Genomic DNA, 14,041 nt, shown 5'->3' on the forward strand with positions numbered 1-14,041 from the left:
TCTGCCCCCGGCGCCGAAGGTGAGCAGCTTCGACGACCTCGGGTGACACCGTAACTCTGCCCCCGGCGCCGAAGGTGAGCAGCTTCGACGACCTGGGGTAGCACCCGCTACGCGTTCTCCTTGCGGAATACCGCTGTGCCCCACCATGTTCCGAGAATCGCCAGCGCGATGGCGGTGAGCAGACCCCACGCGACCGTCGACGTCGCGACGCCTCCGACGAAGCTGCTGCGGACGGCGTCGACGATCCAGCGGAACGGCATGAAATCGCTGGCCCGTTGCAGCCACATCGGTCCGAGCGTCATCGGCAGCAGGATTCCCGACAGCAACAGCACCGGCATCATCACCATGTTGATGACCGGCGCCATGACGTCTTCGCTCTTGGCGGTCAGGGCAAGCGCGTTCGACGCCGCGGCGCACGCTGCGCCGATCAGCAGCGTGATTGCGATGCCGACGATCGCGCCGCTGACGGATCCGCGCATACCCATGGCGTAGCCGAGGAACACCAGGATCAGCGCCTGGACGAACAACTGCAGCACGTCGCGCATCAGCCGACCGGCCAGCAGTGCGGTGCGGCTCGCGGGCGTCACGCGTTCGGCTTCGACGACGCCTTCGCGCCACTCCCCGATCAGACTGAACCCGGCAAACATCGCGCCGAAGAATCCGAGCTGCACGAGGAGTCCTGGCACCAGGAACGTGTAGGCATTGTCGGCGCCGCCGGGGAACTGGTCGACGATGGGTTTGAGCAGCGGGCCGAACAGCAGCAGGTAGAGCACGGGTTGCAGCACCCCGATCAGTACCCATGCCGGGTTACGCAGATTCATCCGGATCTGTCTACGGAACACGATGGTGGAATCGCGGAGGAAGTTCATCGGATGGCTCCTTCGTTGTCGAGTTCTTCGAGTGCGGCGTCTTCGCTCGTGGCTTGAGCGTCGCGCAGTGAACGCCCGGTCATCGTGAGGAAGACGTCGTCGAGGGTCGGTCGCAGCACCTCGATGCTGTCGAGCGCGATGCCCGAGGCGTCGAGTTCGCGGAGCAGTCCCGGTATCTCGCGTCCCGCGTGCCGCACACGGCCGCGCACGTGGCGGCCGTCGGTCTCGACGGAGTTGGCGATGCGTCGTAGACGATCCGCGGCTATGTCGACCTCGGCTGCCAGCTGGATCTCGAGGTCGACGAGGTCGCCCGACACCTGGTCTTTGAGGTTCTGAGCGGTGTCGGCCGCGACGATCTTGCCGTTGTCGATGATGAGGATGCGGTCCGACAGTTCGTCGGCCTCGTCGAGGTAGTGCGTGGTGAGGAAGACCGTGGCGCCACGCTCGGTGCGCAGCCTGCTGATGTGGTCCCAGAGGTTCGCTCTCGCCTGCGGGTCGAGGCCGGTGGTCGGTTCGTCGAGGAAGACCAGCGAGGGATCGTGGATCAATCCCATTGCGATGTCGAGGCGACGCTTCTGACCACCCGACATGTTCTTGGGCTGCCGTTCCCACAGTCCGTCGAGTTGGAGTCGGGAGAACAGTTCGTGCCCGCGTCGAGTGGCGTCGGCGTGTGAGAGTCCGTAGAGCATCCCGTGGTCGACCACCTCGTCGCCCGCCCTGGCCTGGCTGAACGTTCCACCCGCCTGCGACACGTATCCGATACTGCGACGGACCATCACCGACTCGCGCACGACGTCGTATCCGTTGACGGTCGCGGTTCCGGCGGTTGGCCGCAGCAACGTCGTCAACATGCGCAGCGTGGTCGTCTTCCCCGCGCCGTTGGGGCCGAGAAATCCGACCACCTCGCCCTCGTGAATATCGAGGTCGACGCCGTCGACGGCTCGCACCTCGCGTTTGTTCTTGCCTCGCCCCGTCGTGAATGTCTGCACCAGACCTCGCGCTTGGATCATCGTCGGTGTCACAGCTCGTCCCCTCTCTGCGTGTGAACGTCGAATGAGCCGCTCACGCATAGTGTTCAAACTTGAATATAGGCCATTTAGTCAAAGTTGACTAGATGCCGGCTTCGTCGCAGAGGTAGTCGTCGGCGGCGTCGGAAACCCGACGGCGCCCACCTCGTGGCTCTCTCTGCTTGTACTGACCACCTGCTCGTCGATGATTCATCGAAATGCGGACAACCCCTGCCCTCGATTCGGAATCCGCGTCGACGCATTACTGTCAGGTCATGGCTTCCACGCCACCGATCCCACCGACGACGCCGCTACTCCTGCTCGGCGTCGTCGGGATCTTCGGGCCGGTCAACGGCTATCAGATCCGACGCGAACTGTTGTCGTGGCAGGTCGACAAATGGGCCAACGTCAATCCGGGCTCGATCTACCACGCCCTCGGAAAGCTCAGCGACTCAGGCGATCTCACGCGACGCGAAGTCTCCGACGGCTCACGCGAGGTCAGCGTCTACGAGATCACCGAGTCGGGTCGGGTCAGGCTGCACAGCATGCTCGAGCACGCGATGATCGGCGTCGACGTCTTCGACCGCAGCGCGTTCCAGGCGGCGTTCAATCTCCTGCCACTCCTGGGCGACGACCACGCGACGACGCTGCTCAAACAGCGTTTGGTGACGCTGCAGGAGGTGATGCGCGAATACACCGCAGCCACCGAACCCGATGCCAACCCCTACGCTCCACCGCATGCCATGGAAGGTGCTCGCCTGTGGTTGCGCCTCGCGCAGGCCGAGGCGGATTGGCTCACCGACGTCATCGCCGACGTCCAGAACGGGACGCTGTCGTTTCTGGAGAACGCCGACTGGACGCCACCACCCGACGACCCGGGCCACCAGATGACCGTCGACCGCACCGATTACAGGCGCATTCTGCAGGGTGAGCCCGGCCAAGATGCCTCGTCGCCGCGCATCAGTACTTCCGAGTAGCGCCGCGATGTGAGACGGTCTATGTCGGGTCGCATAACGGAAGGAACCTCATGGCAGAGATCGCGGATACAGCGGGCGTCAACAACATCGGCATGCTCGGCATCGGTGCGTACCGTCCCGAGCGCGTCGTCACCAACGACGAGATCTGCGAGCACATCGATTCCTCCGACGAGTGGATCTACACGCGGACCGGCATCAAGACCCGACGCTTCGCGCGTCGCGACGAGGACGTCGTGGAGATGGGCGTGAAGGCCGGGCGCACGGCGATCGCCAATGCCCTGCTCTCCGGCTCCGACATCGACGCCGTCATCCTCGCGACCAACACCCATCTGCTCATGACCCCGGCGGGCGCGACGAAGGTCGCCACCGAACTCGGCGCGAACGGTGTTCCCGCGTTCGACGTCACCGTCGGCTGCGCCGGATTCGGTTACGGCATGGCGCTCGCCGCCGACATGGTGCGCGGCGGAAGCGCAACGCATGTCCTCGTCATCGGCGCCGAGCAGTTGTCGGTGACCCTCGACATGACCGACCGCACCAACTGCTTCATCTTCGGCGACGGCGCCGGCGCCGTCGTCGTCGGACCCACCGAGGACCAGCAGCTCGGACCAGTCATCTGGGGTAGCGACGGCAGTCAATACGACGCGATCCGCCAGGACATCGACTGGGTGACCTTCCTCGACGGCGACCGGGTGCAGCGGCCCTACGTGCGACTGCAGGGCACCGCGGTATTCCGTTGGGCCGCTTTCGAAATGGGCAAGGTGGCACAGCGCGCGCTCGACGCCGCCAAGATCGGCGCCGAAGACCTCGACGTCTTCGTCCCCCATCAGGCCAACACCCGCATCAACGATCTGCTCGCGAAGACGCTGCATCTGCCCGAGGGCACCCCGGTGGCCAACGACATCGAATACACCGGCAACACGTCGGCGGCGTCGATCCCGCTGGCCATGGAGGATCTGCTCTCAACCGGCAAGGCCAAGCCGGGCGACACCGCACTGCTGCTCGGCTACGGCGCGGGACTCAGCTACGCGGCGCAGGTGGTCAAGATGCCGCCGGTCCCGTTCGAGTAGCGTCTGGCCCGACCGTCGGGCGGCGTCGAGCGTTTTGCTCCGACGCTCGCCCGGCTAGTAGCCTCGTCTGGTGAGTTCTGACGCGCGTGAGCTGCGGCTCGAAGCCCAGCGTCGACGTACCTTCGCCATCATCTCCCATCCCGACGCGGGTAAGTCGACGATGACCGAGGCCCTGGCGTTGCACGCGCACGTGATCAGCGAGGCGGGCGCCATCCACGGCAAGGCCGGCCGTAAGTCGACGGTGTCGGACTGGATGGAGATGGAGAAGGCTCGCGGAATCTCCGTCAGCTCGACCGCCCTGCAGTTCAATTACGCCCTCGAAGGCACCGACGGCCCCGGCGCGGTCATCAACCTCGTCGACACCCCCGGCCACGCCGACTTCTCCGAGGACACCTACCGAGTGCTCACCGCGGTCGACGCCGCGGTCATGCTCATCGACGCCGCCAAGGGCCTCGAGCCGCAGACGCTCAAACTGTTCCAGGTGTGTCGCCACCGCGGCATCCCGGTCATCACCGTCATCAACAAGTGGGACCGCCCCGGTCGCACCCCGTTGGAGCTCATCGACGAGATCAGCGAACGCATCGGCTTGATCCCCACCCCGCTGTTCCTGCCCGTCGGCATCGCAGGCGATTTCCGCGGACTCCTCGACCGCCGCACCGGCGAGTACATCCACTTCACCCGCACCGCCGGTGGGGCCAAGATCGCACCGGAGGAACTGCTCGACCCCGACGCCGCTCTCGAGCGCGAGGGCGACGCCTGGATCGCGGCCGTCGAAGAGAGTGAACTCCTCTCCGAGATGGGCCAGGATCACGACGAGGAACTCTTCCTCGCAGGCCAGACGTCGCCGATGATCTTCGTCTCGGCGATGCTGAACTTCGGTGTCCGCCAACTGCTCGACGCGCTCGTCGAGCTCGCGCCGGCACCGTCGGGTCGCACCGGAATCGACGGCACCGAACGCGAGGTCACCGATCCGTTCAGCGCCGTCGTGTTCAAGGTCCAGGCAGGCATGGACTCCAGCCACCGTGACCGGTTGGCCTTCATGCGCATCGTGAGCGGCGAGTTCGAACGCGGCATGGTCGTGACCCACGCGCAGACCGGAAAACCCTTCGCCACCAAGTACGCTCACACCGTCGTCGGCCGCGACCGCTCGACGGTCGACACCGCCTACCCCGGCGACGTCGTCGGCCTCGTCAACGCGACGGCGCTCGCGCCGGGCGACACACTCTACGACGGCCCGCGCATCCAGTACCCGCCCATCCCTTCCTTTGCGCCAGAACACTTTTCGACGCTGCGTGTCACCACCGCGGACAAGTACAAGCAGTTTCGCAAGGCCATGGATCAGCTCGACAGCGAGGGCGTCGTGCAGGTGTTGCGCAACGAGACCCGCGGCGACGCGTCGCCCGTACTGGCCGCTGTCGGACCGATGCAGTTCGAGGTGGTCACCGCACGGATGAAGACGGAGTTCAACGTCGACACCGTGATCGAGCCGCTCGGGTACAGCCTCGCCCGTCGTACCGACGCCGACAGCGCGTCGGAGCTCAACCGCCAGCGCGGCGTCGAGGTGTTCACACGGACCGACGGCGCGATACTCGCACTCTTCAGCGACAAGTGGCGACTGCAGTACATCGAGAAGGAACACGGCGACCTGACGCTCGAACCGCTTGTCGCAACGGCTGATTGACCAGGGCGGGCTGACAAGACGTGATCGGACGAACGACCACTGGGCTGTCCGGCCGAACCGTGCGCCTCACGGCACTGCTGGCGATTGCGGCGGCAGGCACATCGACCATGGCGGCATGCGCCGACTCGACGTCGGTGACGCGCGCGGCGCAGTCGTCGTCGGCAACACCGACCACCTCGGCTCAGCAGGACCCGGCGCGCTGCGCGGAGAAGGCCCCCTCGGGATCGATCGACCGACAGGGTTATGACCTGAGATTCACGCGCGGACACATTCTGATCTCGCCGCGACCGTTGACGGCATCGCCAGCCCAGGTCGGCGTCGGCGGGCAGGTAGGCGCGGCTGGACAGGTGGGGGCGGACGGGCAGGTGGTTGCGCCGGCCAGTCCGACTGCGCAGCAGATGTCCTCTGCCCCAGCATGTTACGAGTTCGCCCGTTGGGGCGAACCGACACCCGACGTCCCACCCGATTCCCTGCTGTTCGTGTTCAAGGGCGACGGCACCGACGGCGCGCAGATCGAATTCCCCGTCGGCGCACTGACCGGCGAACACCTACCGCCGACCGATGGTCCGCGTCCGCCCGTTGGCCCGCTGAACACGCCGATCACCGCCACCGTCGGACTGTCGGAGAAGGGCACGTACAGGTCGTCGACGACGTGCAAACTGACGCTGACCGCGATGTCGTCGAAGCGGGCAGCCGGGTCGTTCGACTGCCCCGAAACGATTGTCGCCGAACAGAATCCGCTCGACCCGAATGACGACGTGCCGGTCGACGACGACAGCGCGGCGCCCGCCGCCGCACCGGCGCCGGGTGCACCGACGCCAGGTGCGCAGCCCGAGCGCCCGACAAGTCTCACCGGATGGTTCGACCTGCAGCCGTGACCGGCTCAGTCCTCGACAATCGAGGCGACCACAGAATGATCGACAGCGTCGACGGTCGACGGCTCGAAGGACGGGCTGCGATCCTTGTCGACGAGCATTGCTCGCACGCCCTCGGAGAAGTCGTTGGTCTTCGTGATCGTTGTCGCCGCGTGCAATTCGCGGTCGAAGCACTCGTCGAGCGTCGAATCGCGGCCCACGTCGAGAAGCGCTGCGGTCACCCACAGGCTCGTCGGCGACGCACCTTCGAGGAGTTCGACCATCTCCGCGGCCCAGTCATCGCCTGCTGCGCCGCGTAACCCACCGAGGATCGCGGCGACGTTGTCGTCGCCGAAGTACTCGCCAATCGTGGCGATCGGAATGTCGGAGGCGGGCAATTCGCTTCTGCCACCGAGGATGTCGACGAGCGACTCCCCGGCGCGCAGCGCGTCGGCGACGGAGTCCAGCTCGGCCGCGGGCACGAAGTGCGTGGCGAGCCCGAGGTGGACGGCGTCGGCACCGCGCACGCGTGAACCGGTGAGCCCCAACCACATTCCCACACCACGCTGCAGGCGCGGAAGAAAGTAGGTTGCGCCGACGTCGGGGAAGAATCCGATTGCGGTCTCGGGCATGGCCATCAACGAGTTCTCGGTGACGACACGGACCTCGCCGTGCACGCTGATTCCGAGTCCGCCACCCATCGCGACTCCGTCGATCAGCGCGACATACGCCTTGGGATAGTGCGCGATCATCTGATCGAGTCGATACTCCGCGGCGAAGTAGTTTCGGATCTCGTCGTACTCACCCGCGACGGCGTGCTCGCGGATCGCCCGGATGTCGCCGCCTGCGCAGAAGGCGCGATCGCTCGCGGAGGTCACCAGCACCGTCTCGATCGAATCGTCGTCGCCCCAACGCCCGAGGACGTCGTGCATGTCGTCGATCATCGTCTGATCGAGCGCATTGAGTGCCTTGGGGCGGTCGAGAATGATCTCACCGACACCGCCCGCGACCTGAGTTCGGATGAAGGACATGGGTTTCACGGTAGCGCGTCGTCGAACACGGACTCATCGGCGGGCGAGCGCACCTGTGCCGACTCCACAAACACGGTTGACACGAGGTCCGTCGGCAGAGTTATGGTGGATGGGGTTCGCACGACGTGCGGCACCATTCTTCGAAGAGCACAGGGGTGATCTGACAGACATGAACATCTGAGATTGGCATTCAGCGCGACCGCGTCGATCCGACGCCGTACGCACCCACCAATCTCTCGGAGTTGTTCATGTCCACACCGTCGTCCGTCGATCTCGCACCGTCCATCACACTGTCTGACGTTTCGTACAGGTGGCCCGACGGGACATCGGTATTCGACGAACTCTCGTTCTCCGTTCCCCGCGCCGTGTATTCGCTGATCGGCGCCAACGGCGCAGGCAAGACGACGCTGCTACGCCTGATCGCGGGCCATCTCGTACCGGCATCGGGAAGCATCACCACCATCGGCGACGTCGCGCTCGTTCCCCAGCACGCCTTCTCCGATACGTCGCTGACCATCGCGTCGGCGTTGGGGATCGAGCCGATCAGGGCCGCGATCAGCGCCATCGAGGCCGGCTCGGTCGACGCAACGCACTTCGATGTCGTGGGTGACGACTGGGATATCGAAGCGCGTGCGGCCTCCGAGCTGGCGACGCTGGGGCTGCCCACCGACCTCGACAGATCGGTCGGAACACTGTCCGGTGGCGAGGCGACGCTGCTCGCGATCGTCTCGCGGATCGTGCACCGACCGGCGGTACTGCTGCTCGACGAGCCCACCAACAATCTCGACACCGATTCTCGCGACAGGGTTTTCGAGCTGATCGACAGATTCGCGGGCACCGTCCTCGTCGTTTCCCACGATCTCGAGCTCCTCGAACGCGTCGATACCACGCTCGAGCTGTATCACGGCGACGTGCGGGTGTTCGGTGGCCCGTACTCGTTCCATCGCGAGGTGGTCGATGCGGAACAGACCACAGCGCAGGCCGCAGTTGCCAACGCCGCCAACGATCTTCGCAAGCAGCGTCGGGAGATGGTGAACGCGCAGATCACCCTCGACCGACGTGCGCGGACCGCGGCCAAGGCCGAACGGGAGAAGCGTGTCCCCAAGATCATCGCGCATCTCCGGCGTGACGCCGCCGAGAAGTCTGCCGGACGCTTCCGCAACGAGCACCGCGACGACGTGACCGCCGCCGCCGGACGGCTCGAGTCGGTCCGCGACGACGTACGCTCCGACCGCGGCGCACGGATCACCATGCCGGATGTGGCACTGGGCAGTTCGGCTCAGGTGATCGTCGACGAACGGCTACGGATGGACGGCCCCGAACGCGTGGCACTCACCGGACGCAACGGTTCCGGCAAGACCAGCCTGATCGCCGACCTCATCGACGATGGTCGCATCGTCGTCCCTTATGCGTATGTGCCGCAACAGATCACGTTCGACGGTCCGTCGCAGACCGTCGTCGAATTCGTCGGTAAGCGGCACCCGGAGGTCGACGGTCAGGATGTGCGAGCGCATCTCGCACGATTCCTGTTCCGCGGCTCACGAGCCGATCGACGTCTCGGCGAGCTTTCTGGCGGCGAACGACTTCGCGTCGCACTGGCGGATGCGCTACTCGTCGACCCCGAGCCCAAGCTCCTCATCATGGACGAGCCGACCAACAACCTCGACATCGACACCGTCGAGGAGTTGGCCACGGCGCTGCGCGACTGGTCGGGCGCGCTGCTGCTCGTCTCGCACGACGCGGGTTTCCGCGAAGAGGTGGGAATCGACCGCGAGGTCACGCCCGGGTGAAAGTTGCGTGGGATCCACGGGGGCATTTTTGTACCTGTGGATCCCACGCAACTCTCCGTGGATACTGACTTTCGATGAGCACCCACAGCGTTGCCACCGATTCTCCCCACACCACGTCGCGCACACCGATAGTCCTGGTGCACGGATTGCGCGTGAGCGGACAGACCTTTCGACGCGTGGCCGGCTCGCTCGCCGACCGTGACGTGGTCTGCCCCGATATGCCGGGCCACGGCTCACGCGCCGACGAGACGTTCACATTGGACGGCGCCGTCGCCGCGGTGGTCGACGCGATCGACTCGGTCGGCGGCTCTGCGGTGGTCGTCGGTATGTCGATGGGCGGCTACGTCGCGATGGCGACGGCCGCGGCACACCCCGATCGCGTCGCGGGACTCGGCGTGCTGTGCGCGACCGCGCAGCCAAGTGGACTGCTCGCCACACCGTTTCGCCTCTTCGGCGCGGCGACCAGCGTCCTTCCGTCCGAGGCTGCCCAGATCAGCAGGGTTCTGACGCGCATCGCCGTCGGCCGCGAGGTGTCCGACGACATGGAGGCCGGCGGCCTCGCGCTCCATTCGATCCGCGACGTCGTCGACGCGGTGCTCCACTTCGACGCGCTCGCCGCCGTCGCCGCTTACCCGGGACCGACGCTGTTCGCGAACGGCGCGTGGGACCAGTTCCGGATGCACGAGAAGAGGTTCGTCGAGACCGCGGCCGACGGACGGCTCGTCGTCGTCCCGCGGGCCATGCACCTGTTCCCGCTGATCCAGCCGGACTACACCGCCGCTCTCATCGACGACTTCGCGGACACGGTCGACTCCGCGGATCGGGCGTCGACTCGCTGATCGAGCCCACACTCGCTGATCGAGCCTGTCGAGATCACCCACCGACCAAGCCCGCACCGCTGATCGAGCCCCCGCCGCTGATCGAGCTTGTCGAGATCACCCACCAACCGACGTCGCCCGGGCCTAGATATGTGTCGTATCGAAGGATGTGGGTGCTGCAGCACCCACATCCTTCGATTAGACACACATTTGCGAGGCGCGGCTCCCCATCTCGGCCGCGGTCGCTGATCGAGGTGATCTCGACAGGCTCGATCAGCGGTGGGGGCGCTCGATCAGCGGCGGGCTCGGCTCGATCAGCGGCGGGGTGATCTCGACAGGCTCGATCAGCAGAGGTTGGCTCGATCAGCGGTAGGAGCGCTCGATCAGCGGAGGTTGGCTCAATCGGCGCACCACCCGCCCTAGCAGCAGCGGCCCTGCGGGTTGCGGTCCTGGTCGGCGAAGCGTTGGCGCCAGTACTCGCGCTCGGACAGTGGGGCCGACGCGCCGTGTTCCGATGCGTGGTGTGCGAGGTAGCGGTCGTAGTCTCGATCACCCATGACGCTCTGCACGTACCAGCGCACCGAGGTCAGGGCGTGGGTGAGGCCGGTCTTCATGTCATCGCCTTCTAGTGTCCGCTACTCCGAGCTGAAATCCCGTGCGCGGCATTGTATTCATCCCATTCGCGCTGCACCGCCTTCTCGGCGCGTGTTGGGAACAGTCCGCGCGGTCCAAAGATCTTCGACGGAACGGGTTTCTCCTCGGTGGTGGGCAGTCCGCCCGCGCGCACAGCCTTGATGGCGACCCAGAGACCCGCCGCGACGACGATCAACACGAGCACGGCGAAGATGATCGACAGGGTTCCCTGGATGAACGTGTTGCGGATGACCGCATCGATCTCCGAGATGCTCTTGGCTGTCTTGAAGGTGGTCAGACCGTCGTCCTTGGCGTTCACGAATGCGCGGTGCTGCGCCCAGTAGCCGATGGCCGGATTCGACGAGAAGATCTTCTGCCACGACGCCGACATGGTGACGATGAGGTCCCATGCCAACGGCACACCGGGTATCCACGCCCACTTCCACTGCCGCCGCTTGATCAAGACCACCGTGACGACAGTCAGCGCGATCGCGGCGAGCAGCTGGTTGGCGATGCCGAACAGCGGGAACAACGTGTTGATACCGCCGAGTGGATCGGTGACACCCATCAGCAGGATGGAACCCCATGCGGCACAGACGATCAGGGTGCACGCCCACGCTCCCGGGCGCCACGACGGATCTTTGAAACGACGAGCGCCCGGCAGGTTGCCGATACCGTCGGACAGCATGAAGCGCGCCACGCGGGTACCGGCGTCGACCGTGGTGAGGATGAACAGGGCCTCGAACATGATCGCGAAGTGATACCAGAAGGCGCGCAATGATTCTCCGCCGAACCCACGCTGCAGCGTCTCCGACATTCCCATCGCGAGGGTCGGTGCACCGCCTGTCTTGGAGACGATCGACTTCTCCTCGACACTCTGCGCGGCGTCGGCGAAATACTGTGCGTCGACCGGCTTTCCGCTGAGACCGAGGCTGTTGACGTAGTCGGCGGCCCCCTGATTGGTACCCTGAGTCAGCGCCTTCGGTGCGTTCATGCCGAAGTAGAGGTGCTGATCGAGGATGCATGCAGTGATCAGCGCCATGATCGCGACGAAGGACTCGGTGAGCATGCCGCCGTAGCCGATGATCCGGGCCTGTCCCTCCTTGGCCAGCAACTTGGGAGTGGTGCCCGACGCGATCAGCGAGTGGAAGCCCGACAGCGCGCCGCAGGCGATCGTGATGAACAGGAACGGGAACAGGGCACCGGCGAATGCCGGGCCGTTTCCGTTCCACGCGAACTCACTGACCGCGGGGGCTTTCATAACCGGCTGTACCACCAGGATTCCGATGGCCAGCAGCGCGATGGTGCCGACCTTCATGAACGTCGACAGGTAGTCGCGCGGAGCGAGCAACAACCAGACCGGCAGGACGGCCGCTGCGATGCCGTAGATGATGATCGCCCAGCTGAGCACCACCGGCGAGAGGCTGAACCAGTCCTGCCCCCACGACGTCTCGGCGACGTACCCGCCGGCGACGATGGCCAACAGCAGCAGCACGACGCCGATCACCGACACCTCGCTGATCCGGACCGGCCGCAGATATCGCAGGTAGACACCCATGAAGAGCGCGATCGGGATGGTCATCGCGATCGAGAAGACACCCCACGGACTCTCGGCCAGTGCGTTGACGACCACGAGCGCGAGCACCGCGATCAGAATGACCATGATGACGAGCACGGCCACGATCGCGGCCGTGCCGCCGACGGACCCGAGCTCGTCGCGGGCCATCTGGCCGAGGCTGCGTCCTCGACGTCGAGTCGAGATCGCGAGGACGAGGTAGTCCTGCACACATCCGGCGACCACCGCGCCGATGATGATCCAGATCGTGCCCGGCAGGTAGCCCATCTGCGCGGCCAACACCGGCCCGACGAGTGGTCCCGCACCGGCGATCGCCGCGAAGTGGTGACCGAACAACACCCGACGGTCGGTCGGCATGTAGTCGCGAGCGTTGTCGTACTCCTCGGCAGGAGTCGCGATGTCGTCGCGTGGCTTCACGACCTTCATCTCGATGAGCCGAGCGTAGAAGCGATACGCGACGACGTAGGTGCACAGCGCCGCGATGACGAACCACACCGCGTTCACCGATTCGCCTCGGACGAAGGCAATGATCACCCAGGCAACGGCGCCGAGCAGGCCGATGACTGCGAAAATCGCCTTCTTCCCCGGCGTCATCGGACTCCGGTCGATCACGGCCACCGGCGGGCGGTCGGGATCTGTGGTCACAAACTCGACGTCGGGAAACTCGTCACGCGTCGACGTCGACGATTCTGACACGGTTGTCATCGCTCACTGCCCTTCCTCGGAAGCTCGCACATGCCGCGGCTCACTCTACTCACGGTTATGTGATTCACATCGCGTACGCAAAATGTGCGCAAGACAACCTAAAGTTCATTCTGTGCAACAGAGTGAACTTGATCTGAGGCGGTTTCTACGACGACCGATCGTCACGATCGCGCTCGTGGTGCTGTGCACTGCGACCCTGCTGGCCAGCGGCGGATTCACGTCCTCGCGGGCCGGCGCGGATCCCGGCAGCACACCGGTGCGCTACTCGGGCGGGCCGTACGTGGCGCTGGGCGATTCACGCGCCTCGGGCAGCTTCTTCACTCCGACGCCCGGCTACTTCGAGGGGTGCAAACGGTCGGCGCTGAACTATCCGACAGTCGTTGCGGCGCTGACTCTGCCGCGACGCTTCATCGACGTTTCGTGCTCGGGCGCACTCGCCGAGCATCTCTATCGGGTCGGCCAGCAAACCAGCGGCGGGTACAAGCCGCCCCAGGTGTGGTCGGTTCCGTCGGACGCGCAGGTCGTCACCGTGAGCATCGGCGGAAACGACATGGCGTGGGGACGCATCGTCGGACCCTGCGGCACTTCGCCGTTCGGCGACAGGCACTGCCGCTCGAACCGCGGCCTGGCGCAGCTCGCCGTCAACCGCATCGCTGTCATGGAGAACGCGGTCACTCCGGCGCTCGCAGCCATCCGCAGAAAGGCCCCGCACGCGCAGATCATCGTCGTGGGTATCGGCGGTTTCATGGGTTCCCACGGATGCTGGCCGCTCGTACCGATCAGCGACCCAGACGTGCGGTGGCTTCATGGGGTCTTCGACCGGGCCAACCGTGCTCTCGCACGTGCCACCGCAAAGGTCGACGGACAGTTCGTCGACGTCAATCGTGCGTCGGCAGGCCATGATCCGTGCGGCCTCACGTCGTGGTACGAGTCGAGTCTGAGTAATCGCATCGCGTATCCCTATCACCTGAACAAGTCGGGATCGATCGGTGTCGCGGCGCTTGTCAACGGCGCGATCCGACGCTGATCACTC

At 65.5% G+C, this 14,041-nt stretch carries 12 protein-coding genes; 7 read left to right on the plus strand and 5 right to left on the minus strand.

Going from position 1 to position 14,041, the window contains the following annotated elements; all coding sequences use genetic code 11:
• Positions 1-107: 107 nt before the first annotated feature.
• Both A5766_RS05975 and A5766_RS05980 read right to left on the minus strand, forming a co-directional pair.
• Positions 108-869 carry an ABC transporter permease gene (locus tag A5766_RS05975; RefSeq protein WP_064862492.1) on the minus strand — a complete coding sequence of 254 codons (762 nt, stop codon included), beginning with the start codon at positions 867-869 and terminating at the stop codon, positions 108-110.
• Positions 866-1,879 carry a daunorubicin resistance protein DrrA family ABC transporter ATP-binding protein gene (locus tag A5766_RS05980; RefSeq protein WP_005207205.1) on the minus strand — a complete coding sequence of 338 codons (1,014 nt, stop codon included), beginning with the start codon at positions 1,877-1,879 and terminating at the stop codon, positions 866-868. The genes A5766_RS05975 and A5766_RS05980 overlap by 4 nt, the downstream gene beginning before the upstream one ends.
• A 272-nt stretch (positions 1,880-2,151) precedes the next feature.
• Here A5766_RS05980 and A5766_RS05985 point away from each other — a divergent pair, with 272 nt between their 5' ends.
• From A5766_RS05985 to A5766_RS06000, 4 genes are all read left to right on the plus strand, one after another.
• Positions 2,152-2,853: a PadR family transcriptional regulator gene (locus A5766_RS05985; protein ID WP_064862493.1), complete on the plus strand. Its 702-nt coding sequence runs from the start codon at positions 2,152-2,154 to the stop codon at positions 2,851-2,853.
• A gap of 50 nt (positions 2,854-2,903) precedes the next feature.
• Entirely contained in the window at positions 2,904-3,920 is a 1,017-nt protein-coding gene (locus A5766_RS05990; RefSeq protein ID WP_005207203.1) for a beta-ketoacyl-ACP synthase III, read from the plus strand.
• 70 nt (positions 3,921-3,990) lie between these two features.
• Positions 3,991-5,601, plus strand: coding sequence for a peptide chain release factor 3 (locus A5766_RS05995; protein WP_064903833.1), 1,611 nt, complete (start codon positions 3,991-3,993; stop codon positions 5,599-5,601).
• 20 nt (positions 5,602-5,621) lie between these two features.
• The gene (locus A5766_RS06000; protein WP_231894563.1) at positions 5,622-6,479 is read left to right on the plus strand and encodes a hypothetical protein; all 858 of its coding nucleotides are present in this window, start codon (positions 5,622-5,624) and stop codon (positions 6,477-6,479) included.
• Between the two features lie 5 nt (positions 6,480-6,484).
• Here A5766_RS06000 and A5766_RS06005 read toward each other — a convergent pair whose 3' ends face one another.
• On the minus strand, positions 6,485-7,486 hold the full coding sequence (locus tag A5766_RS06005; RefSeq protein ID WP_064903835.1) for an enoyl-CoA hydratase/isomerase family protein: 1,002 nt from the start codon (positions 7,484-7,486) through the stop codon (positions 6,485-6,487).
• Positions 7,487-7,734: 248 nt separating this feature from the next.
• Between A5766_RS06005 and A5766_RS06010 the strand changes: the two genes are divergently transcribed.
• Both A5766_RS06010 and A5766_RS06015 read left to right on the plus strand, forming a co-directional pair.
• Positions 7,735-9,276, plus strand: a complete 1,542-nt coding sequence (locus tag A5766_RS06010; protein WP_064903859.1) for an ABC-F family ATP-binding cassette domain-containing protein — start codon at positions 7,735-7,737, stop codon at positions 9,274-9,276.
• 74 nt (positions 9,277-9,350) lie between these two features.
• Positions 9,351-10,115 (plus strand): alpha/beta fold hydrolase, encoded by a 765-nt coding sequence (locus A5766_RS06015; RefSeq protein WP_064903838.1) that lies wholly within the window; start codon positions 9,351-9,353, stop codon positions 10,113-10,115.
• 398 nt (positions 10,116-10,513) lie between these two features.
• On the opposite strand, the gene A5766_RS06020 is transcribed toward A5766_RS06015, so the two are convergent.
• On the minus strand, positions 10,514-10,708 hold the full coding sequence (locus tag A5766_RS06020) for a YbdD/YjiX family protein (protein ID WP_005207197.1): 195 nt from the start codon (positions 10,706-10,708) through the stop codon (positions 10,514-10,516).
• Positions 10,709-10,719: 11 nt separating this feature from the next.
• Positions 10,720-13,008: a carbon starvation CstA family protein gene (locus tag A5766_RS06025; protein ID WP_064903840.1), complete on the minus strand. Its 2,289-nt coding sequence runs from the start codon at positions 13,006-13,008 to the stop codon at positions 10,720-10,722.
• 175 nt (positions 13,009-13,183) lie between these two features.
• Here A5766_RS06025 and A5766_RS06030 point away from each other — a divergent pair, with 175 nt between their 5' ends.
• Positions 13,184-14,035, plus strand: coding sequence for an SGNH/GDSL hydrolase family protein (locus tag A5766_RS06030; protein ID WP_005207195.1), 852 nt, complete (start codon positions 13,184-13,186; stop codon positions 14,033-14,035).
• Positions 14,036-14,041 lie beyond the last annotated feature (6 nt).

It is taken from the genome of Gordonia sp. 852002-51296_SCH5728562-b (assembly GCF_001665475.1).
Taxonomy (GTDB): Bacteria; Actinomycetota; Actinomycetes; order Mycobacteriales; family Mycobacteriaceae; genus Gordonia; species Gordonia sputi.

Bases quoted from the DNA above. Each gene is read 5' to 3' on its own strand.
- A5766_RS05990 (WP_005207203.1), top strand. From the start codon at position 2,904: ATGGCAGAGATCGCGGATACAGCGGGCGTCAACAACATCGGCATGCTC.
- A5766_RS05980 (WP_005207205.1), bottom strand. From the start codon at position 1,879: ATGATCCAAGCGCGAGGTCTGGTGCAGACATTCACGACGGGGCGAGGC.
- A5766_RS06025 (WP_064903840.1), bottom strand. From the start codon at position 13,008: ATGACAACCGTGTCAGAATCGTCGACGTCGACGCGTGACGAGTTTCCC.
- A5766_RS06005 (WP_064903835.1), bottom strand. From the start codon at position 7,486: ATGTCCTTCATCCGAACTCAGGTCGCGGGCGGTGTCGGTGAGATCATT.
- A5766_RS06010 (WP_064903859.1), top strand. From the start codon at position 7,735: ATGTCCACACCGTCGTCCGTCGATCTCGCACCGTCCATCACACTGTCT.
- A5766_RS05985 (WP_064862493.1), top strand. From the start codon at position 2,152: ATGGCTTCCACGCCACCGATCCCACCGACGACGCCGCTACTCCTGCTC.
- A5766_RS05975 (WP_064862492.1), bottom strand. From the start codon at position 869: ATGAACTTCCTCCGCGATTCCACCATCGTGTTCCGTAGACAGATCCGG.
- A5766_RS06015 (WP_064903838.1), top strand. From the start codon at position 9,351: ATGAGCACCCACAGCGTTGCCACCGATTCTCCCCACACCACGTCGCGC.
- A5766_RS06020 (WP_005207197.1), bottom strand. From the start codon at position 10,708: ATGAAGACCGGCCTCACCCACGCCCTGACCTCGGTGCGCTGGTACGTG.